The sequence below is a fragment of the Pseudomonas sp. NFPP07 genome (genome assembly GCF_900115645.1).
GTDB classification, from domain to species: Bacteria; Pseudomonadota; Gammaproteobacteria; order Pseudomonadales; family Pseudomonadaceae; genus Aquipseudomonas; species Aquipseudomonas chlororaphis.
This window is the reverse complement of record NZ_FOXG01000010.1, coordinates 141,835-163,997: the sequence shown is the minus strand read 5'-3', so window position 1 is coordinate 163,997 and position 22,163 is coordinate 141,835. Positions and strand designations below refer to the sequence as shown.

The 22,163-nt window shown below is 62.3% G+C and carries 16 protein-coding genes; 6 read left to right on the top strand and 10 right to left on the bottom strand.

Annotated features, from left to right (window positions below):
* The first annotated feature begins 411 nt into the window (after positions 1 to 411).
* From BM019_RS24875 to BM019_RS24850, 6 genes are all read left to right on the top strand, one after another.
* Entirely contained in the window at positions 412 to 1,506 is a 1,095-nt protein-coding gene (locus tag BM019_RS24875) for a ParA family protein (protein WP_092421092.1), read from the top strand.
* A gap of 4 nt (positions 1,507 to 1,510) precedes the next feature.
* Positions 1,511 to 2,365 carry a RelA/SpoT domain-containing protein gene (locus BM019_RS24870; RefSeq protein ID WP_092421091.1) on the top strand — a complete coding sequence of 285 codons (855 nt, stop codon included), beginning with the start codon at positions 1,511 to 1,513 and terminating at the stop codon, positions 2,363 to 2,365.
* A gap of 788 nt (positions 2,366 to 3,153) precedes the next feature.
* Entirely contained in the window at positions 3,154 to 3,540 is a 387-nt protein-coding gene (locus BM019_RS24865; RefSeq protein WP_007927369.1) for a RidA family protein, read from the top strand.
* Positions 3,541 to 3,781: 241 nt separating this feature from the next.
* Positions 3,782 to 4,546 (top strand): IclR family transcriptional regulator, encoded by a 765-nt coding sequence (locus BM019_RS24860; RefSeq protein ID WP_009044425.1) that lies wholly within the window; start codon positions 3,782 to 3,784, stop codon positions 4,544 to 4,546.
* A gap of 37 nt (positions 4,547 to 4,583) precedes the next feature.
* On the top strand, positions 4,584 to 5,801 hold the full coding sequence (locus tag BM019_RS24855) for an amino acid deaminase (protein ID WP_092421090.1): 1,218 nt from the start codon (positions 4,584 to 4,586) through the stop codon (positions 5,799 to 5,801).
* Positions 5,802 to 5,962: 161 nt separating this feature from the next.
* Entirely contained in the window at positions 5,963 to 6,880 is a 918-nt protein-coding gene (locus BM019_RS24850; protein ID WP_092421083.1) for a sugar kinase, read from the top strand.
* 187 nt (positions 6,881 to 7,067) lie between these two features.
* Here the strand turns inward: BM019_RS24850 and BM019_RS24845 are convergent, their stop codons facing one another.
* The 10 genes from BM019_RS24845 to BM019_RS24800 all read right to left on the bottom strand — a co-directional run bounded on the left by BM019_RS24845 (position 7,068) and on the right by BM019_RS24800 (position 22,069).
* A complete protein-coding gene (locus BM019_RS24845; protein ID WP_007932676.1) occupies positions 7,068 to 7,343 on the bottom strand; it encodes a peptidylprolyl isomerase in 276 nt (91 codons plus the stop codon).
* Positions 7,344 to 7,395: 52 nt separating this feature from the next.
* Positions 7,396 to 9,933: a PAS domain-containing sensor histidine kinase gene (locus tag BM019_RS24840; RefSeq protein ID WP_092421080.1), complete on the bottom strand. Its 2,538-nt coding sequence runs from the start codon at positions 9,931 to 9,933 to the stop codon at positions 7,396 to 7,398.
* A gap of 304 nt (positions 9,934 to 10,237) precedes the next feature.
* Positions 10,238 to 12,193, bottom strand: coding sequence for an acetoacetate--CoA ligase (locus BM019_RS24835; RefSeq protein WP_092421077.1), 1,956 nt, complete (start codon positions 12,191 to 12,193; stop codon positions 10,238 to 10,240).
* A 159-nt stretch (positions 12,194 to 12,352) separates the two neighbouring features.
* Positions 12,353 to 13,138: a 3-hydroxybutyrate dehydrogenase gene (locus tag BM019_RS24830; protein WP_009044420.1), complete on the bottom strand. Its 786-nt coding sequence runs from the start codon at positions 13,136 to 13,138 to the stop codon at positions 12,353 to 12,355.
* Positions 13,139 to 13,145: 7 nt separating this feature from the next.
* Positions 13,146 to 14,537 carry a GntP family permease gene (locus BM019_RS24825; RefSeq protein WP_062822788.1) on the bottom strand — a complete coding sequence of 464 codons (1,392 nt, stop codon included), beginning with the start codon at positions 14,535 to 14,537 and terminating at the stop codon, positions 13,146 to 13,148.
* Positions 14,538 to 14,822: 285 nt separating this feature from the next.
* Entirely contained in the window at positions 14,823 to 16,241 is a 1,419-nt protein-coding gene (locus BM019_RS24820; protein WP_092421074.1) for a sigma-54 interaction domain-containing protein, read from the bottom strand.
* Positions 16,242 to 16,525: 284 nt separating this feature from the next.
* A complete protein-coding gene (locus BM019_RS24815) occupies positions 16,526 to 18,100 on the bottom strand; it encodes an ABC transporter ATP-binding protein (RefSeq protein WP_092421070.1) in 1,575 nt (524 codons plus the stop codon).
* Between the two features lie 17 nt (positions 18,101 to 18,117).
* On the bottom strand, positions 18,118 to 19,140 hold the full coding sequence (locus tag BM019_RS24810; RefSeq protein ID WP_092421067.1) for an ABC transporter permease: 1,023 nt from the start codon (positions 19,138 to 19,140) through the stop codon (positions 18,118 to 18,120).
* Positions 19,140 to 20,201, bottom strand: a complete 1,062-nt coding sequence (gene yejB / locus BM019_RS24805) for a microcin C ABC transporter permease YejB (RefSeq protein ID WP_092421064.1) — start codon at positions 20,199 to 20,201, stop codon at positions 19,140 to 19,142. Before yejB ends, BM019_RS24810 begins: the two co-directional genes overlap by 1 nt.
* On the bottom strand, positions 20,201 to 22,069 hold the full coding sequence (locus BM019_RS24800) for an extracellular solute-binding protein (RefSeq protein ID WP_092421061.1): 1,869 nt from the start codon (positions 22,067 to 22,069) through the stop codon (positions 20,201 to 20,203). Before BM019_RS24800 ends, yejB begins: the two co-directional genes overlap by 1 nt.
* Positions 22,070 to 22,163 lie beyond the last annotated feature (94 nt).

The following is a 22,163-nucleotide window of genomic DNA, read 5'->3' as shown; positions in this document are numbered from 1 at the left end:
CACGAACGTGCGAGCGCAAAAAAAGCGCTTGCCTTGTTATGGGGAGCGCCTGTGCGCTTAGGATGCTGACGGCCAAGTCAGGTCGCTGAATTTGCAGCGACGGATCAGACTATAAGGGTATAGAGGGAAAGGGGCAAGACAGTTGCGTCTGCTCACTAGGAATATAGGGAATATCTATCTGCATAAGGGATTGGCTTTAAAAATGATTTGAGTTATTTGAGCAAAGAATATTGAAAAGTTACGGTGGACGTAGTCATGGCTTTTTGCTAGCTTTGTTGTTGATTTCCGAAAGTCAAAAAGGTTGTTATTCTTGATTTTACTTTTAGAAGTATCAAGAAACCTTAAAAGATATCTATATTGTTTGCTTGATGGGTTTTGGATTTTTAGCGATCTTGGATTGGATGGGGTGAGATGAAGACGATTTCTGTATTTAATAATAAAGGTGGTGTTGGCAAAACAACTCTTACCTATCATATGGCTCACGCCCTCTCTTCGATGGGTAAAAAGGTTCTTATATTTGACCTTGATCCTCAATGTAATATTACTGCTCTATCTGTTCCTCAGGATTGGCTTTTAAAAGTCTGGGAAAGTGAAGATGGTTACATACAGGATTTCAAAAGTACAAGGGAACGGGCTGGTGATTCATTTACCAAGATGAATAGAAGTACTCGGACTGTTCATTATTTGTTGATGCCGACACAGGAAGGTACTGCCGAGCTAGATGTGTTACCTCCACCCGTACTATTGGCGCCTAATCTTCATCTTATTCCTGGGCGATTAACTATGCACCTTTATGAAGACAAAATTTCTAGTAGGTGGAGTGACGTTTACCAAGGCGATCCTTTGGCCATAAGAACAATTACTCGGATTCGAGAGCTTGCCGACCAATATGCGGAAATTTATGATTATGACTATGTGATTATGGATACCTCTCCAAGTCTTGGGGCATTAAATAAGGTGGTTATATCGACTACGGATGGTTTTTTAATACCGTGCGCTCCTGATATGTTTTCATTGTACGGGATCAGAAATTTGGGTAGCGCTTTGGGGATGTGGCAAAAGCAGTTTAATACTATATATCAATTGTTATCTGATGAAAAAAGAAGTCAGTTTCCGGAGCGATTTGTTAGTCTTCTAGGGTTTACAATCTATAATGCAAAAAAATATACGGGGGTTTCTCCTTGGGATTTGGCAAAGGCACATTATAATTATGCAATGCAGATTCCTCAGGAGATAATTTCTTATATCCCAAGTGAAGTAAGAAATCATGTTCCTGAAAATACTATGGCGCACCCCATAGGTGGGACGTCCATTATGCATACCCATAACACACTAACGGGTATGTCTCAGAAATATCATCTACCTATGTGGGATGTGCCGGGTTACTCAAATCTTGGAGATGATTACAGCACTGTTACAGCGAACAAGTCAGTGTATGAAGGTACTTACGAAAAATATGAGTCCTTCAGTAATGATGTTCTCTCTAGAATTGCTACATTAGGGTGAATTAATGGCTAGCCTAGAGGAAGTGACGGCATATTGTCTTGAGCAGTTTGGGGAGATAGAGCATGAATTGTCTTTGTTTAAAAGCCAAGTTCAAGGTTGGTTTGATACACATCCTAAGCTTTCTAAGTGCAAGCCCCCAATAGTGCATTCAGTTAAGAGTCGCTTAAAAGATAGAGACCATCTCGCAGAAAAGATTTCTAGAAAGCTAATTGGGGATGCGATAAATCAAGCAGAAGAAAGAGAAGGTTGGATTTCGCTTGAAGTTTTTGGGAGCTTAACAGATCTTGCTGGGGTGAGGGTTCTTCTTCTGCATCAAAAGCAGTATGGTGCTGTGCACTCTGAGATTATTAAGAAAATAAATTCTGGTGATTGGGCTCTCCATGAAGAGCCCAAGGCTTACACGTGGGATCCTGACTCTGCTTCTTATTTCGAGTCTCTTGGGATAGGAACTAAGGTTAAAGATAGTCACTATACAAGTGTTCACTATGTTATTCGACCTAGAGCTGAGTCCCCCTTGGTTTGTGAGGTTCAAGTGAGAACCTTGTTTGAAGAGATATGGGGTGAGGTTGATCATACTTTGAATTACCCCAGCCCAACTGAAAGTGTTGCTTGTAAGGAGCAGCTTCGTGTGCTAGCTAAAGTGGTAGGGGCTGGAAGTCGTTTAGTGGATTCTATATTTAATAGTGCAGAGGTGCCGACTCTAAGAGTGGAGCAGCCTGAAGGGCTCCATCAACATGTCGAACAGTCAGTAGTGGAGCATGTAGGTGTAATAGAGGCGATACCTCCTACCGAAAAACCAGCCCCTGAGACTTTACCTGAGGGAGTGCCAGAAAACCCTGAGATTAGAATTCAAAGGTAACGGTTTCGTGAGGCCGCAAGCGCTATCTTTCGGCATGGGTAGATTAATGATTTAATCTGCCCGGCTCTGGGCGAGCTAACTGGATTTAACGGATCTGTTTCTTTAGGTATTGTGGCTTTTATGAAATGTGTGTGGGTCGGTTGATGTAAACGTCAATCTGAAGGTTGTAATGTAGCTAGCGGGGTTCGGGAGGGGATTTTCTAATAACTGTTGCTAGTGCGGCTCTATGTTTTCTAATGCTTTAGGTTTGGTTGTTCTTAAGTTTTACATTGGTAGTGTGTGTTTTGTGTTTCAATGATTTATTGTTTTGCAAAGTTTTGCTAGTAAGTGCCTCTGCGATATTGATAGTTCTTGGTTCTGTTTGAATAACACTATTTTTCAAAAGTGGTGTCTGCTTTTTGATCATGGGGTTGATAGGTGAGAACTAAATTCTGAGGTGTTTTAATCTACATGCAAAAATCATCTACCTGTACCGCTACGTGATCTTCTGCGTCCTTCTGTATCACTTCATGCATCTTCCTAGCGTCCATTTCCTATCCCCCTACGTCTCAAAAATTTTCCCTACTCCTCCGTCTCCGATCTCATGGGCATTGCCTATGGATCATTTTTTGTTGTTTAATCCGGTATCACGAATTTGTGTCCGTTATAGCGGAATTATTTGGTTGGCCGGTATTGTCATGCATCACGGCTTTTGTCTGTTGAGGGCGTGCGTTTTTGTGGTTGCATTTGCTCTGGCCTCTGAGCAACCAGGTTTTCAACCCTTCATTTTTCAATCAGGAGAAACACCCATGAGCATCACTCGCTACGGCACCGGCAGCACCGCCGGTGGTGGCCAGCCTCGTCCTTTCGCTCGTGCCGTTGAGGCCGATGGTTGGTTGTATGTGTCCGGTCAGGTGCCGGCGCTGGATGGTGAAATTATTCATGGCGGGATCGTTGAGCAGACGCATCAGACGATGCGCAATGTGGTGGCGATTCTGGAGGAGGCGGGGTATGGCCTGGAGGATGTGGTGCGGGTTGGGGTGTGGTTGGAGGATCCGCGGGATTTCTGGAGTTTCAACAAGGTGTTCGGTGAGTATTTCAAGCCGGAGCATGCGCCGGCGCGGGCCTGTGTGCAGGCCAGCATGATGGTGGATTGCAAGGTCGAGATCGATTGCGTGGCTTACAAGAAGAAGTAGGACTGTGGACCGCTGATCGCGAGCAAGTTCGCTCCTACAGGGGCGGGTGGGGTTTGTTGTAGCCGCTGCCGAGCTTTGGCGAGGCTGCGATCGACCCCGTAGGGGGCGCGACGACTTCAAGAGCCTGCGCCCGCGTTGCGGTCGATCGCAGCCTCGCGGGCTCGGCAGCGGCTACGGGGATAGGGGCAGTGCCGGGGTTTTGGGGCGCCGGAAATTTCGCAGTTTTGCAAAAGGCACAAAGATGACTGAAGACACCATCAAGCGTCGGGCCAAGGGGCTGGACCGGGCGTTCGATATTCTCGATTTCCTCAAGGAGATCGGCCAGCCGTTGCGGCCCAACGATATCGCCAAGGGGATCGGCAGCCCCAAGTCCACGGTGTACGAACTGGTGGCGTCCTTGCTGGAGCGGCGGGTTCTGGAGCCGGTGGGCCAGGATGGGCATGTGTACCTGGGGCGTCAGCTGTACTTTCTTGGGCAGGCCCATCTGCGCCATTTCGACCTGACCCGCGAGGCCGACTCGGCCTTGCAGGAGATCGTCAGCCAGACCCGCGAGACCGCGCAGATGTGCCTGCTCAACGGGCGCAAATACACGGTGGCGCTGATGAAGGAGGGCGAGCGGCATTTCCGCATCTCCTCGAATATCGGCGAGAACGCGCCGATTCCCTGGACCGCTTCCGGGCGCTTGTTGCTGGGGCATTTGAGCGATGAGCAGATCGTCGAGTTGATCGACGAGCGCGACTTCATGCTCCCCGACGGGGAACGCCTGCCTGTGGCGACCTTCTTGAAGGAAATCCGCCAGGCCACGCAGGACGGTTTCTTTTCCTTCGACAGTGTGGCCGACACCTTTACCCATTGCTTCGCCGCTCCGGTGCGGGACGAGCGCGGGGTGTGCATCTGCACCCTGTGCATCGTCGCGCCACGGGCCGATGCACAGAACAATTACGCCGACTACCGCCGGGTGCTGATCGACAGCGCGAATCGCCTGGCCCGTCGCATCAACGACTAATGCCAGCCCCTGTGGCTGCGCCGTAAGGAGTTCGAATATGTCTTCTGCCTTGATCAATGCCGCGGTGGAAAAGGGCGCCGCTCAACCGGGCGTCAGCCTGGTGCGCGATGTCAGCCTGCCGGCCCTGGTGCTGCACCGCGCGGCGCTGGAACACAACATCCGCTGGATGCAGAAGTTCGTCAGCGACAGCGGCGCCGAGCTGGCGCCCCACGGCAAGACCAGCATGACCCCGGCGCTGTTCCGTCGGCAGTTGGAGGCGGGCGCCTGGGGCATCACCCTGGCCACCGCGGTGCAGACCCGTGCGGCCTATGCCCACGGCGTGCGTCGGGTGCTGATGGCCAACCAGTTGGTGGGCGCGCCGAACATGGGGCTGATCGCCGAGCTGCTGGCCGACCCGACGTTCGACTTCTATTGCATGGTCGATCACCCGGACAACGTCGCCGACCTCGGGCAGTTCTTCGCCGCGCGCGGGGTGTGCCTGAACGTGATGATCGAGTACGGCGTGGTCGGCGGCCGTTGTGGCTGCCGCAGCGAGCAGGAAGTGCTGGCGTTGGCGCAGGCGATCAAGGCGCAACCGGCCCTGGCCTTGTGTGGTATCGAGGGCTACGAAGGGGTGATCCATGGCGATCACGCGGTAAGTGGCATTCGGGAGTTCGCCGCGTCCCTGGTGCGCCTGGCGGTGCAGTTGCAGGAGGACGGGCTGTTCGCTATCGATAAGCCGATCATCACCGCCTCGGGGTCGGCCTGGTATGACCTGATCGCCGAATCCTTCGAGGCGCAGAACGCTCAGGGGCGGTTCCTCAGCGTGCTGCGCCCCGGCAGTTACGTGGCCCACGACCATGGCATCTATAAAGAGGCGCAGTGCTGCGTGCTCGACCGGCGCAGCGACCTGCACGAAGGCCTGCGCCCGGCGCTGGAGGTCTGGGCCCATGTGCAGTCCCTGCCGGAGCCGGGGTTCGCGGTGATCGCCCTGGGCAAGCGCGACGTGGCTTATGACGCCGGTCTGCCGGTGCCATTGTTGCGCTACAAGCCGGGCGTGCTGCCGGCCAAAGGTGATGATGTCAGTGCCTGCAAGGTCACGGCGGTGATGGACCAGCATGCGTTCATGACCGTGGCGCCGGGGGTTGAGTTGCGGGTGGGGGACATTATTGCCTTCGGTACTTCGCACCCGTGTTTGACCTTTGATAAGTGGCGCACCGGGTTGCTGGTGGATGAGCGGATGGATGTGCTGGAGAGCATGGAGACCTGTTTCTAAGGCGACCATCGCCGCGTTGCGGCTATCGCGAGCAATCGAGCGTCGACCGGCTGCTCCTACAAAGGACCGCATTGCCCTTGTAGGAACGGCCGGTCGACGATCCGGCTTGCCCGCGATGACGTTCTCCCCAACAACAAAAAACTGTCAGAGACGCCTCCACCATGAACACTTCCAGCACCGGGAAACGCATCGCCCTGATCGGCGAATGCATGATCGAACTGCAACACCGCGCCGACGGTAGCCTGCAACAGAGCTTCGGCGGCGACACCCTGAACACCGCCGTGTACCTGGCCCGTGAATTGGGCGAGGGCGCCCATGTCGACTATGTCACCGCCCTCGGTGACGACAGCTTCAGCGACGCCATGTGCTACAGCTGGGCCGAGGAAGGCATCGGCCTGGGCATGGTCCAGCGCCTGCCGGGGCGCTTGCCCGGGTTGTATTGCATCCAGACCGACGCCAAGGGCGAGCGGCGCTTTCTTTACTGGCGCAACGAAGCGGCGGTGCGCGACTGTTTCACCACCCCCGCGGCCGAGCCGATCCTCGCGGCGTTGCCGGCCTACGCGGTGCTGTATTTCAGCGGCATCACCCTGGCGGTGCTCGGCGAGTTGGGGCGCAAGAAGCTGATCGAGACCTTGGTTGAAGCACGCAAGCGTGGGGCGCAGATCGTCTTCGATAACAACTACCGGCCACGGCTCTGGGCCTCGGTGGAGCAGGCGCAGGCGGCTTATCGCCAGGTGCTGGCCTATGTCGATCTGGCGCTGTTGACGGTGGATGACGAGCAGGCGCTGTTCGGTTATGCCGACAGTCAGGCGGTATTGGCGGCCTACGCGGACACGCCGGAAGTGGTGCTCAAGCGGGGCGCCGAAGCGTGCCTGATCCGCTGTGGCGGCGAGTCGTTCGAGGTGCCGGCGCAGCGGGTGGAGCAGGTGGTGGACACCACGGCGGCGGGGGATTCGTTCAGTGCGGCGTATCTGGCGTGCCGCTTGAAAGGCGGCAGTCCGCAGCAGGCGGCGCAGGCCGGGCATCGCTTGGCGAGCCGGGTGATCCAGGTGCCGGGGGCGTTGATCCCAAGAGCCTGACGCCAGCCTGTAGCCGCTGCCGAGCCTGCGAGGCTGCGATCGGCACCGCAGGGGCCGCAAAACCTGGCAGCGCGGTCTACCTGAAAGATTGGGGATACCGCCCTTGCGCCGGCTGCGCCGTCGATCGCAGCCTCGCAGGCTCGGCAGCGGCTACAGGGGCGTGGTCGAAGCGTGGTGAGCGACGCGGTCAATCGCGGTAGAACACCTGCACCAGGTGGTAACCGAACTTGCTCTTGATCGGCCCGTGCACGGTGCGCAGGGGCTTTTTGAAGATCACCTGGTCGATGGCCCCGACCATCTGTCCCGGCCGCACTTCACCCAGGTCGCCGCCGCGTTTGCCGGAGGGGCAGGTGGAGTATTTCTTCGCCAGCACGTCGAAGGCTTCGCCCTTGGCGATGCGCTGCTTGAGCTGTTCGGCCTCTTCGGCGGTTTTCACCAGGATGTGGCGGGCTTGGGCTTTCATGGGGTAATTACCTTGGAACGGTGCGGACGGCGGGGGCGGATTATGCCTGAAATCAGCCCTGCCGGCCGATCATCTGACGAATCTTCTGGGCCAGCGCCTCGATGGAAAACGGCTTGGCGATCAGGTCCATGCCGGCGTCGAGAAAGCCCTGGCGCTCGGCGGCTGTTTCCGCGTAACCGGTCATGAACAGTACCTTGAGTTCCGGCCGCTGCTGGCGGGCGATCTCCGCCAGTTGCCGGCCGTTCATGCCCGGCAGGCCGACATCGGTCACCAGCAGGTCGACGCGCCGCTCGGACTCCAGCAACGGCAAGGCGCTCTTGGCGTCCTCGGCCTCGAAGGCGCTGTAGCCCAGTTCGCTCAGCACGTTGAGCACCAGCATACGCACCGCCGGGTCGTCCTCCACCAGCATCACCGATTCGCCGGCCACCGCATACGGCGCTTCGACGCTGGCCGGTGCCGGGCTGGCGGTTTGGGCACCGCTGTACAGGCGCGGCAGGTACAGGCGCACGCAGGTGCCCTGGCCCGGTTCGCTGCTGATGGTCAGGTGGCCGCCGGATTGCTGGGCGAAGCCGTAGATCATCGACAGCCCCAGGCCCGTGCCCTGGCCGATGGGCTTGGTGGTGAAGAACGGATCGAAGGCCTTGGCCAGCACTCGCGGGGTCATGCCGGCGCCGTTGTCGCTGACGCCGAGCATCACGTAGTCGCCGGCCTTGACCGGTTCCAGGGTGCCCAGGTCGCTGCCGTTGAGGTAGCTGTTGGCGGTCTCGATGGTCAGCACGCCGCCGTCGGGCATGGCGTCGCGGGCGTTGATCACCAGGTTGAGCAGGGCGTTTTCCAGCTGGCTGGCGTCGCTGTTGATCGACCAGACGTTGGCGCCCAGGTTCATCTTCAGCTCGATATGTTCGCCCTTGGTGTGGTTGAACAGGTCCTGCAGCGAACGCACCAGCTGGTTCGGTTCCAGCGGCCGGCGGTCCAGCGACTGGCGTCGGGAGAACGCCAGCAGGCGGTGGGTGAGGGCGGCCGCACGCTTGGCCGAGGACATCGCCGCTTCGGTGAAGCGGCCGATTTCAGCACTGCGGTCGGCGTCGATGTAGCGCTGCATCAGCTCCAGGCTGCCGATGATGCCGGTGAGCATGTTGTTGAAGTCGTGGGCGATGCCGCCGGTGAGCTGGCCTACGGCTTCCATCTTCTGCGCATGGCGCAGGGCGTTTTCGGCGCGTTCGCGTTCGAACATCTCGCTCTGCAGGCGCTGGTTGGCGGCGGCCAGCGCCTGGGTGCGCTCGGCCACCCGTTCTTCCAGGGTTTCATTGAGGTTGCGCAGGGCTTCCTCGGTCTGTTTGCGCTCGGTTTCGTCGATCACGAAGATGTAGAAACCATTGATCGCACCGTCGGCGCCGTAGCGCGGCAGGTACTTCATCAGCGCGTGCCGCGCGCGCCCGTCGCGGTGCGGCGAGTTGGCTTCGAAGCTGCAGGGTTTGCCGGCCAGGGCGGCGGCGATCTTGTCGGCGCGGGTGGCGTAGATCTCGTCCCCCACCACTTCGCGGATGGTCCGCCCGTACAGCTCCTGCGGGGTCAGGCCGTACCAGTCGAGGTAGGCGCTGTTGTTCAGGCGAAAGCGCTCTTCGTGGTCGACGTAGCCGATCAGCACCGGCATGGCGTTGATGATCAGTTGCAATTCGGTCTGGCTCTGGCGCAGCGCCTGTTCCATCTGCTTGCGGTCGGTCAGGTCCAGGGCGGCGCCGAGGAAGCGCACCGGCCGGCCGTGGTGATCCTTGTAGCAGCGCCCGCGGGCGAAGACCCAGCGGATCTGCCCGTCGGGCTGTTGCAGGCGGTATTCCTCGGCGTATTCGGTGCCGTGGGTGATGCAGTGCTTGATGCTGCGCGCCACCATGCCGCGGTCTTCCGGGTGCACGCCCTTGAGGTAGTCGCTGATGGGCAGTTGCCCGGCCTGGGCCGGGTCGATGCTGTGCAGTTGGGCGAAGTGGGCGTCGGCGATAAAGCGGTCGTCGCCGATGTCCCAGTCCCAGGTGCCGACCGCATCGGTCGCTGCCAGCGCCAGTTGCAGGCGCTCTTCGGTTTCGTGCTGGGCCTTGAGGCTGGCCGCCGAACGCTGCTCCAGTTCCAGGGCGATGCGCCGGCGCTCGTTGGTTTCGATGCTGGTGACCAGGATCCCGGCGACTTCGCCGCTTTCGTCGCGGATCGGGCTGTAGGTCAGGTCCAGCCAGACGTCCGATTCACGGCCGTGGCGCAGCAGGGTGAAGGGTTTTTCGCTGAAGGTGCGCACCTGGCCTTGCAGCACGGCTTGGTAGATCGGCGCGGTGAAGTCCTGGAGTTCCGGCCAGGTCAGGTGGGTCGACTGGCCGAAGGCGCCAGGGTGCTTGTTGCCGGCCAGCAGGGCGAAACCGTCGTTGTAGATCTGTGTCAGTTGCGCGCCCCACAACAGCAGCATCGGCATCGGCGAGTGAATCACGATGTCCACCGCGGTGCGCAGGCTCTGCGGCCAGTGGTCGACCGCGCCCAGCGGCGTGGCGGCCCAGTCCAGCCGGGCAATCAGGGTTTCGGCTTCGCTGCCGGAGGGGGAGGCGTTCATGTCGGGGGTGTCCTGAGCGTGCATCACGCCGGCATTGTAGCCGCTGCCGCAGGCTGCGATCGACGGCGTAGCCGGTGCGAGGGCGGTTTCCCCGGTCCTGGTGGACCGGGTTGCCCGGTTTGAACCGGCCCCTGCGGTGCCGGGCGTAGCCTGCGGCAGCGGCTACAACTGGCACCGCGCCCAGCCCTTGTAGCCGCTGCCGAGCCTGCGAGGCTGCGTAAAGGCCCGCAGAGCCTTCAGCGGTCCTGAGATCGCGCCCCTGCGGGTCGTTCGCAGCCTGCGGCAGCGGCTACAGGGGCGGCCGTCAGTCCCGTAGCTCAGGGCGATCGCGAAACTGCTCCAGCGCCTCGGGGTTGGCCAGGGCGTCGGTGTTTTTCACCGGCAGGCCGTGCACCACGTTGCGCACCGCCAGTTCGACGATCTTGCCGCTGATGGTCCGCGGGATGTCGCTGACCGCGAGGATCTTCGCCGGCACGTGCCTTGGCGTGGTGTTGGCGCGGATCACCTGGCGGATCTGCTCCTGCAGGGCGTCGTCCAGTTGCACGCCGTCCTGCAGGCGCACGAACAGCACCACCCGCACGTCGTTGTCCCATTGCTGACCGATGGCCAGGCTTTCCAGGACCTGCTCGAGTTTCTCCACCTGGCGGTAGATTTCCGCGGTGCCGATGCGCACGCCGCCGGGGTTGAGCACCGCGTCCGAGCGGCCGTGAATCAGCCAGCTGCCATGGGCCAGTTGCTCGGCGTAGTCGCCCTGGGCCCAGACCCCGGGGAACTGGCTGAAGTAGGAGGCGCGCAGCTTCTCGTGCCGCGGGTCGTGCCACAGGCCGATGGGCATGGCCGGGAAATGCCGGGTACAGACCAGCTCGCCCTTTTCGCCGATCACCGCCTGGCCCTGGTCGTTCCAGACCTCGACGGCCATGCCCAGGCCCTTGCCCTGCATTTCGCCGCGGTGCACCGGCAGCAGCGGGTTGCCGATGATGAAGCAGGAAATGATATCGGTGCCGCCGGACATCGAGGCCAGGCACAGGTCCTGTTTGAACGCGCGGTACACGTAGTCGAAGCTCTGCGGCGACAGCGGCGAGCCGGTGCTGAGCAGGGTCTTGAGGCTGGCCAGGGAGTGGCTCTGGCGCGGCTCGATGCCGGCCTTTTCCAGGGCCACCAGGTACTTGGGGCTGGTGCCGAAGACACTGATGCCTTCCTGGTCGATCAGGTCGATCAAGTGTTCGGGCGCCGGGTGGAACGGCGAGCCGTCGTACAGCAGTACCGTGGCGCCCACCGCCAGGGCGGAGACCAGCCAGTTCCACATCATCCAGCCGCAGGTGGTGTAGTAGAACAGCACTTCGCCGGCGTGCAGGTCGGTGTGCAGGCCGTGCTCCTTGAGGTGCTGCAACAGCACGCCGCCGGTGCTGTGGATGATGCACTTGGGCACGCCGGTGGTGCCGCTGGAATAGAGGATGTACAGCGGATGGGCGAAGGGCACGGCGACGAACGCCGGCTCGCCGCCGGGGCGGTAGAAGTCGTCCCACCGCGCGACCCTGGCCGAGGTGCGGAAGTCTTCGGCGCGAGCCTCGGGCCGTGCGTACGGCACGATGATCAGCTGTTGCAGGGACGGCAGGCGTTCGAGGATCTCGTTGACCTTGGCCGTCTGGTCGATCTGTTTGCCGGCGTAGCGGTAGCCGGCGCAGGTGATCAGCACCTTGGGTTCGATCTGGCCGAAACGGTCGATCACCCCCTGGGTGCCGAAGTCCGGCGAGGAGCTGGACCAGACAGCCCCGAGGCTGGCGGTGGCGAGCATGCCCACCAGGGTCTGCCAGGTGTTGGGCATGCAGGCCGCGACCCGGTCGCCAAGGCCGACGCCGGCCGCCCGCAGGCTCTGTTGCAGGCCGGCGACATGGGCCGCCAGCTGGTTGTAGGTCAGCTGTTCGCGCTGGCCGTTCTCGTTGATCGCGCTTACCGCGACGCCGTCGTCACGGCGCTTGAGCAGATGTTCGGCGAAGTTCAGGGTGGCGTCGGGAAACCACTGGGCGGCGGGCATGCCGCGGCCTTCGATCAGCACCGCGCTGGGGGGCGCATGGAACTCGACATCGAAGAAGTCGACGATGGCCTGCCAGAAGTCCTCGCGCTGCTCGATGCTCCATTGGTGCAGGGCGGGGTAGCCGTCGAGGTCCAGGTCGTGACGGTGATTGATCAAGCGCCGGAAGGCTTCCATGCGGGTCTTGCTGATGCGCTCGGCACTGGGTTGCCAGAGTAATTCGGACATGGGTGGCCTCTTGTTTTTCTAATGCACACACAAAACGGGTCCAACTCTACCTGTAGCCGCTGCCGAAGGCTGCGATCGACCGGAACGGTCGTGGCGATATCACTGGCGCTGAAAGACTCTTCGGGTCTTATCGCAGCCTGCGGCAGCGGCTACAACGGTTTACTGCGCCAGCCAGCCGCCGTCGATATTCCACGCCGCGCCACGCACCTGGCTGCCGGCCTCACTGCACAAGAATAGGACCAACTCGCCCAGCTGCGAAGGCGTGACGAACTCCAGGGACGGCTGTTTTTCCGCCAGCAGGTCATGCTGCGCCTGTTGCGGGTCGACCCCGGCGGCGATGCGGTCGTCGATCTGCTTTTGCACCAGCGGGGTCAGGACCCAGCCCGGGCAGATGGCGTTGCAGGTGACGTTGCTGGTGGCGGTTTCCAGGCCGACCACCTTGGTCAGGCCGATCACCCCGTGCTTGGCCGCCACATAGGCGGCCTTGCCCACCGAGCCGACCTGGCCATGCACCGAGGCGATGTTGACGATCCGCCCCCAGCCCTTGGCGCGCATGCCGGGCAGGCTCAGGCGGGTGCTGTGGAACACCGACGACAGGTTGATGGCGATGATCGAGTCCCAGCGCTCCACCGGGAATTCCTCCACCGCCGCCACATGCTGGATGCCGGCGTTGTTGACCAGGATGTCGACGCCGCCGAACTCGCGCTCGGCGTAGGCGAGCATGTCGGCGATCTGCGCCGGGTCGCTGACGTCGGCCGGGTGATGGCCGACCTTGCCGCCGTGGTCTTTATTGAGGCGTGCGACCTCGGCGAGCACCGTCGAGGCATCGCCGAAGCCGTTGAGGATCAGGTTGGCGCCGGCCTTGGCCAGGCTCAGGGCGATCCCTAAGCCGATGCCGCTGGTGGAGCCGGTGACGAGGGCGGTCTTGCCCGCAAGATTGCTCATGAATACCTCACACAATGCCGGTGGCGTAGAAAGTGGCGATCACGACGAAGACGGCCAGGGTCTTGATCAGCGTAATGCAGAAAATGTCCTTGTAGGCTTGGCGGTGGGTCAGCCCGGTAACCGCCAGCAGGGTGATCACCGCGCCGTTGTGCGGCAGGGTGTCCATGCCGCCGCTGGCCATGGCGGCCACGCGGTGCAGCACTTCCAGCGGGATGTTGGCGGCGTGGGCGGCGCTGATGAAGGTCTCCGACATGGCCGCCAGGGCGATGCTCATGCCGCCCGAGGCGGAGCCGGTGATGCCGGCCAGCAGGGTCACGGTGATGGCTTCGTTGACCAGCGGGTTGGGGATGCTTTTCAGCCAGTCCGACAGCACCAGGAAGCCCGGCAAGGAGGCGATCACCGCGCCGAAGCCGTATTCCGAAGCGGTGTTCATCGCCGCCAGCAGGGCGCCGCTGACCGCGCTCTTGCTGCCCTCGGCCAGCCTGCCGCGAATGGCCGAGAAGCCGAACACCAGGACCATGATGATGCCCACCAGCAAGGCGGCCTGGACCGCCCAGATGGCGGTGAGCTTGGCGACGTCGGTCTGCACCGGGGCGGCCATGCCGGCCAGGGCCAGGCTGTGGGTCTTGCCGTACCACTGGGGAATCCAGTGGGTGAACAGCAGGTTCATCAGGCCCACCAGCAGCAGTGGCGACAGGGCGATCCAGGGGTTGGGCAGCTGGATGTCGGCGGCGGTTTCCGGCTCGTTGCGCAGGTCGCTGCCGTAGCCTTCACCGGCGTTGTGCGCCTTGTTGCGCTGGCGCTGGAGAAACAGCATGCCGGCGCAGAACACGAAGACGGTGCCGATCACCCCCAGCCAGGGCGCGGCCCAGGCGGTGGTGTTGAAGAAGGTGCTGGGGATGATGTTCTGGATCTGCGGGGTGCCGGGCAGGGCGTCCATGGTGAAGGAGAACGCGCCGAGAGCGATGGTCGCCGGGATCAGGCGCTTGGGGATATTGCTCTGGCGGAACATCTCCGCGGCGAACGGGTAGACCGCGAACACCACCACGAACAGCGAGACGCCACCGTAGGTCAGCAGGGCGCAGACCAGCACGATCACCAGCATCGCCTGGCGGGTGCCGAGCAGGCGGATGGCCGCCGCGACAATGGAGCGGGAGAAGCCCGACAGCTCGATCAGCTTGCCGAACACCGCGCCGAGCAGGAACACCGGGAAGTAGAGTTTGATGAAGCCGACCATCTTCTCCATGAACACGCCGGTGAAGGCGGGCGCCACGGCGGACGGGTCGGTGAGCAGGACGGCGCCGAGGGCGGCGATGGGGGCAAAGAGGATAACGCTGTAGCCACGGTAAGCAGCCAACATCAGCAGCGCGAGGGCTGCTAGGGCAATGATCACACTCATGGTGTGTCTCTCCAGGATTGTTATTTTTGTAGGGTGTTGCGGGTGTGGGAGGGGCTATAGCGAGTTTTGTGCCAGATGGTTAAGCGTTTGATTTATAAAGGTATTCTTGTTTTTATTGGAAAGTTTTGAGGATATTTGTCTCTGATCTGAGACGTGTTGGCCGGGAAACTTCTATCGCGAGCAAGCTCGCTCCTACAGGGACGGTGTGAACCCCTGTAGGAGCGAGCTTGCTCGCGATGAGCGCGAAGCGCTCAAGGCTGTCTCTGTATAGAGATTTATGTCTCTTTATTGAGACTCTTCGATCCCCAGCGCCGCCATCTTCTTGTACAAAGTCGAGCGCCCCAGCCCCAGGCGCGCCGCGGCCTCCACCACCTTGCCGCCACAATGCGCCAGGGCCGACTCGATCACCTGGCGGTCGAAACGCTCGCGCGCGGCGGCGAAGGTTTCGTTGGCTTGCACCTCGGCGGCCTGGGGGCTGGCTGCGCGCGGCACCGGGCTGAAGGTACCGATGGCCGCGCGCAGGTCACCGGCGTTGAGCATCAGGTCGTCGCTGAGCAGGGCGGCGCGTTCCAGGACGTTGCGCAGCTCGCGGATATTGCCCGGCCAGGCGTGCTGGCCGAGCAGGGCCAGGGCATCGGGGGTCAGTTCGTGCTGGCTGCGCAGTTCTTCGAGGATGGCTTCGCTGAGGGCTGGCAGGTCGTCGAGGCGTTCGCGCAGCGCCGGCACCTGGATCGGCAGCACATTGAGGCGGTAATACAGGTCGGCGCGAAATTCGCCGCGCTTGATCGCCGCTTCGAGGTCGGTGGAGGTGGCGGCGATCACCCGCACGTCGCTCTGGATCACCTCGTTGGAGCCCACCGGCTCGAACTCTTTCTCTTGCAGCACCCGCAGCAGCTTGCTTTGCAGCGGCAGGGGCATGTCGCCGATCTCGTCGAGAAACAGCGTGCCGCCCTGGGCGATCTGCAGCTTGCCGGCGCGGCCCTTGCGGTCGGCGCCGGTGAAGGCGCCGGGGGCGGTGCCGAAGAACTCGGCCTCCAGCAAGGCCTCGGGAATCGCCGCGCTGTTGATGCTGACGAAGGCCTTGTGCGCCCGTGGCGACGCGGCGTGGATGGCCTGGGCCAGCAGCTCCTTGCCGGTGCCGGTCTCGCCTTGCAGCAGTACCGGCGAGTCGGCGCTGGCGCTGCGCCGCGCCCGGCGTTTGACTTCCAGGCTGGCGGCGCTGGTGCCAATGAAGTGGGCGAAGTTGTATTTGGCCTGCCGCGCCCGCAGCAGCGAGCGGGTCGAGGCCAGCTCTTCCTGCATGCTCAGGTAGCGCTTGAGCATCGGCGACAGGCTGCGCAGCTCGTCGAACAGGGCAAAGCCGATGGCGCCGATCACCGCCCCGGCGTCGTCGTGGATCGGCAGGCGCATCACCACCAGCGGGTCCTTGGGGGTGTCCTGCATGTCCAGCAGGATCGGCCGCCCGGTACGCACCACTTCGCGCAACAGGCTGCCGGGGATCACGCTTTCGCAGGCCTTGCCGATGGCGAACGCCGCCGACTCCAGGCCGAAGCGCCGGGCGTAGCGCTCGTTCATCCAGACGATGTTGGCGTCGCGGTCGACGATCACCGTGCCCTCGCTGGATTGCTCGATGATCTCGAACAGCGAACGGATCGCCAGTTGGCGGACCCGCTGGTAATCCTTGAGGCTTTCGGTGTCGTTCATGGGGGAGGTCCTGAAGGGAGCGCGGCGCCGATTATGCCGGGAATCTTCACAGCGACGCGACCATCAGGGTTGCCGCTATCCCTGTAGCCGCTGCCGCAGGCTGCGAAAGGTCCGAAGGACCTCCGGCGGCCTCCAGACCCTGCGCCCGCTTCGCGGTCGATCGCAGGCTTCGCCAGCGGCTACAGAGTGGTGCTTCTGTGCCTGCGGTGGGTTCGGCGCGGTGGGCTTGCAATACCGCGGTGCTTGCATCGCGAGCAAGCTCGCTCCTACAGGGGAATGCGGGTTCAGGCGGGGTGGGCGGCGGCCAGCAGTTCCTGGGTGTAGGGATGTTGCGGCGCGTCGAACACTTCGTGGCTGGGGCCGCGTTCGACCACCTTGCCGTCCTTGATCACGATCATGTCGTGGGCCAGGGCACGGACCACCGCCAGGTCGTGGCTGATAAACAGGTAGGTCAGGCCATGCCGCTCCTGGAGCTGACGCAACAGCGCCACCACCTGTTTCTGCACGGTGCGGTCGAGGGCCGAGGTCGGTTCGTCCAGCAAAATCAGCGCCGGCTTGAGCACCAGGGCCCGGGCAATGGCGATGCGCTGGCGCTGGCCGCCGGAAAACTCGTGGGGGTAACGATGGCGGCTGGCCGGGTCCAGGCCGACTTCTTCCAGCACCTGGATCACCTGCTGTTCGCACTGCTGGGCGGTGGACTGGCTGTGCACTTCCAGGCCTTCGCTGATGATCTGCGCCACCGACATCCGCGGGCTGAGGCTGCCGAACGGGTCCTGGAACACCACCTGCATCTGCTTGCGCCACGGCCGCAGTTGCTTCTGGTTGAGGCCGTCGAGGGCCTCGCCCTGGAAGCGGATGCTGCCTTCGGAGTCCAGCAGGCGCAGGATCGCCTGGCCGAGGGTCGACTTGCCCGAGCCGGACTCGCCGACAATGCCCAGGGTCTTGCCCCGTTGCAGGCTCAGGCTGATGCCGTCCACCGCCCGCAGGTAGTGCTTGCGGCGGAACAGCCCGCCGCCGATCTGGAATTGCACGTTGAGGTCATCCACCTGCAACACCACTTCGCGCTCGTCCCGGGGCAGGGCTTCGCCTTCCGGCTCGGCATTGAGCAGCACGCGGCTGTAGGGGTGCTGGGGCGCGGTGAACAGGGTTTCGCACGGCGCCTGCTCGACAATCTGTCCGGCCTTCATCACACAGACGCGCTGGGCGATGCTGCGCACCAGGTTGAGGTCGTGGCTGATCAGCAGCAGCGACATGCCCAGGCGTTGTTGCAGGGATTTGAGCAGCAACAGGATCTTGCGCTGCACCGTTACGTCGAGGGCGGTGGTCGGTTCGTCGGCGATCAGCAGTTCCGGCTCGCAGGCCAGGGCCATGGCGATCATCACCCGCTGGCGCTGGCCGCCGGAAAGCTGGTGCGGGTAGGCCTTGAGCCGTTCCTCGGGTTTCTGGATGCCCACCAGGCGCAGCAGCTCGAGGATCCGCGCCTGGGCCGCCTTGCCGCCCAGGCCCTTGTGCAGCAGCAGGGTTTCGCCGATCTGCTTTTCGATGCTGTGCAGCGGGTTCAGCGAAGTCATCGGCTCCTGGAAGATCATGGCGATGCGGTCGCCACGCAGCTTCTGCAAGGTCCGTGCTTCGGCACCGAGCAATTCCTGGCCACGGTAGCGGATGCTGCCGCTGCTCTGGGTGTCGCAGTCGGGCAGCAGTTGCAGGATCGAATGGGCGGTCACCGACTTGCCCGACCCCGACTCGCCGACCAGGGCCAGGCACTCGCCGGGGCGGATATCCAGGCACAGGTCGCGCACCACTTTCTGACCGTTGAAGGCCACATTGAGGTCGCGGATTTCGATCAGGTTGTCAGTCATTTAACAGTCCGCTTGATTCAGGAGCGTGGATCGAAGGCATCGCGCAACGCCTCACCGATAAACACCAGCAGCGAGAGGATCAGCGCCAGGGTGAAAAACGCCGTCAGGCCCAGCCAGGGCGCTTGCAGGTTCTGCTTGCCCTGGCCGATCAGTTCGCCCAGGGAGGCGCTGCCGGCCGGCATGCCGAAGCCGAGGAAGTCCAGGGCGGTGAGGGTGGAAATCGCCCCGGTGAGAATGAACGGCAGGTAGCTCAGGGTGGCGTTCATCGCGTTGGGCAGGATGTGCCGCACGATCACCTTGCGGTCGTTGAGGCCCAGGGCGCGGGCGGCCTTGACGTATTCCAGGTTGCGCCCGCGCAGGAACTCGGCGCGCACCACGTCCACCAGGGCCAGCCAGGAGAACAGCGCCATGATCCCCAGCAGCCACCAGAAGTTCGGCTCGACGAAACCGGAAAGGATGATCAGCAGGTACAGCACCGGCAGCCCCGACCAGACTTCCAGCAGGCGCTGGCCCAGCAGGTCGACCCAGCCGCCGTAATAGCCCTGCAGGGCGCCGGCGGCGATGCCGATCAGGGCGCTGATAAAGGTCAGGGCCAGGGCGAACAGGATCGACACCCGGGCGCCGTAGATCACCCGGGCCAGCACGTCCCGCGCCTGGTCGTCGGTGCCCAGCCAGTTGACCGCGGTCGGCGGGCTTGGGGCCGGGCGGCTGAGGTCGTAGTTGGGCGTGTCTTCGCTGAACGGGATCGGCGGGAATAGCAGCCAGCCGCCGTCCTGGCGGATCAGCTGCTGCACGTAGTCGCTGCGGTAGTCGGCCTGGAACGGCAGCTGCCCGCCGAACTCCTGCTCGGTGTAGCGCTTGAACACCGGGAAATACAGCGAGCCCTGGTAGCTGACCACCAGCGGTTTGTCGTTGGCGATCAGCTCACCGCCGAGGGTGAGGATGAACAGGCCGATAAACAGCCACAGCGACCACCAGCCACGGCGGTTTTTCTTGAAACGGTCGAAGCGCCGGCGCGCCAGCGGGGAGAGCTTGAGCATCAGGCGTTCCTCGCGGCGAAGTCGATACGCGGGTCGACCAGGGTGTAGCAGAGGTCGCCGATGAGTTTTATCAGCAGGCCGAACAGGGTGAAGATGAACAGCGAGCCGAACACCACCGGATAGTCCCGCGACACCGCGGCCTCGTAGCTCATGCGGCCGAGGCCGTCGAGGGAGAAGATCACCTCGATCAGCAGGGAGCCGGCGAAGAACACGCTGATAAAGGCCTGGGGAATGCCCGAGACCACCAGCAGCATGGCGTTGCGGAACACATGGCCGTAGAGCACCCGGCGTTCGCTCAGGCCCTTGGCCCGGGCGGTGACCACGTACTGGCGGGTGATTTCGTTGAGGAACGAGTTCTTGGTGAGGATGGTCAGGGTGGCGAAACCGCCGATCACCAGGGAGGTCACCGGCAGCACCAGGTGCCAGAAGTAGTCGGTGATCTTACCCAGGGTGCTCAGTTGCTCGAAGTTCTCCGAGACCAGCCCGCGCACCGGGAACCAGTTCAGCGAGGTGCCGCCGGCGAACATCACGATCAGGAACATGGCGAACAGGAAGGCCGGCATGGCGTAGCCGATGATGATCGCGGTGCTGCTCCAGATATCGAAATGGCTGCCGTGGTGCACCGCCTTGCGAATCCCCAAGGGGATCGACACCAGGTAGGTGATCAGCGTGGCCCAGAGCCCGAGGGAAATGGTCACCGGCATTTTCTGCAGGATCAGCTCGGTGACCGTGGCGCCGCGGAAGAAGCTCTTGCCGAAGTCCAGCTGCGCGTAGCTCTTGAGCATCAGCCACAGGCGCTCGTGGGCCGGCTTGTCGAAACCGTACTGTTTCTCGATGTCCTTGATCAGCTGCGGGTCGAGGCCACGGCTGGCCCGTGAGTTGCCGCTGATGCCGTCGCTCGAACCACCGAGGTTGCCGCCACCGCCTATGCCTTGCAGGCGGGCGATGGCCTGTTCCACGGGACCGCCGGGGGCGGCCTGGACGATGGCGAAGTTGACCAGCAGGATGATCAGCAGGGTCGGGATGATCAGCAGCAGGCGCCGCAGGATATACGCCAGCATCAGTGCGGCCCTCCGGGCTTGCCGCGCTGGACGCGCTCGGCCGCCATTTGCTCGTTGGTCAGGGGCGTGCGGCTCATTTCCCACCAGCTTTCGATGGCTTCGTCATTGCTGGCGGGTATGGCCGGCATGCCGAAGCGGTTCCACCACACGGTGGAGGTGCCCGGCGGGTAGTAGTTGGGGATCCAGTAGTAATTCCATTGCAGCACCCGGTCCAGGGCGTGGGCGTAACGCAGCATCTGCGGTTGGCTGGTGGCCTTGACCAGGCCGCTGATCAGGCTGTCCACCGCCGGGTTCTTCAGCACCATCAGGTTGCTGGAGCCGGGGTCGTTGGCCGCCGCCGAGCCGAAGTAGTTGTACAGCTCCAGCCCCGGCGAGGTGGTCACCGGGTAGCCGGTGACGATCATGTCGTAGTCGCGGGCCATCAGCCGGTTGACGTACTGCGAGGCGTCGATGCGGCGGATCTCCAGGGTGATGCCGATCTGCGCCAGGTTGCGCTTGTAGGGCAATAGCAGGCGTTCGATGCCGTTCTGGCTGTTGAGGAAGGTGAAGCGCAGCGGCTCGCCGTCGGCGTTGACCAGCTGGTCGCCGTCGGGTTTCCAGCCGGCCGCTTCGAGCAGGGCCAGGGCTTGCAGCTGTTTATCGCGGATCAGGCCGCTGCCGTCGGTTTTCGGCGCCTCGAAGACCTGGGTGAAGACTTCGTCGGGAATCTGCCCGCGCAGCGGTTCGAGGATCTTCAGTTCTTCGGCATCCGGCAGCGCCCGCGCGGCCAGGGCGCTGTTGGAGAAGAAGCTCTGCTGGCGGATGTACAGGTCGCGCATCATCTGCCGGTTGCTCCACTCGAAGTCCCAGAGCATGGCCAGGGCCTGGCGCACGCGGCGATCCTGGAACATCGGTTTTTGCAGGTTGAACACGAAGCCCTGGGCCGGTTGTGGCGCCTCCTTGGCCAGGTGGGCCTTTTGCAGGCGGCCGTCGCTCAGGGCCGGGCTGTCGTAGCCGATGGAGAAGCCGGTGGCGGAGAACTCGCGGTTGTAGTCGTAGGCGCCGCCGCGCAGCACCTGGCGGGCGACGTCGGTGTCGCCGAAGTACTCGATGCTGAAGCGGTCGAAGTTGTACAGGCCGCGGCTGACCGGCAGGTCCTTGCCCCACCAGTCGGCATCGCGGGTGAAGGTGATGCTGTTGCCGTTATCGACCTTGCTCACCTTGTACGGGCCGCTGCCCAGGGGCGCTTCGTAACCACCGCCGCCGGCGAAGTCGCGACTCTTCCACCAGTGCTCGGGCAGTACCGGCAGGGTCGCGATATCCAGGGGCAGGGTGCGGTTTTCATTGCTCTTGAAGTCGAAGCGGATCACCCGCGGCGACTCGACTTCGACGTCCTTGACGTCGGCGAACTGGGTGCGATAGCGCAGGCTGCCCTGGGTCATCAGCAGGTTGTAGGTATAGCGCACGTCTTCGGCGGTGATCGGCTGGCCGTCGGCGAAGCGCGCCTTGGGGTTGAGGTAGAAACGCAGCCACAGGCCGTCGTCGGCGCGCTCCATCTTTTGTGCCACCAGGCCGTACACGGTGTAGGGCTCGTCCAGCGAGCGCTGGGCCAGGGGCGAGTAGATATAGCCGTCGAGTTGCGAGACGCCGATGCCTTTGTCGATGTAGGGCAGCACGTGGTCGAAGCGGCCGATCTCGATGGCCGAGCGGCGCATGCTTCCGCCCTTGGGCGCCCGTGGGTTGGTGTAGGCGAAGTGGCTGAAGCCGGCGGGGTACTTGGCCGGTTCGCCATAGACGGTCAAGGCGTGTTGCGGTGCGGCGTCGGCACTCGCGGTGCCCAGCAGCAGGGCCAGGGCGGTGAAGATCAGGGAGGGGAAAAGCAGTCGCATTGTCAGCCTTAAGAGCCGGGTGATCGATGATCACGATTTGTACGCTACCGGCGCGCTGCTGACCAGCGCGGGCCGTAGCCCAAACACAACGGCC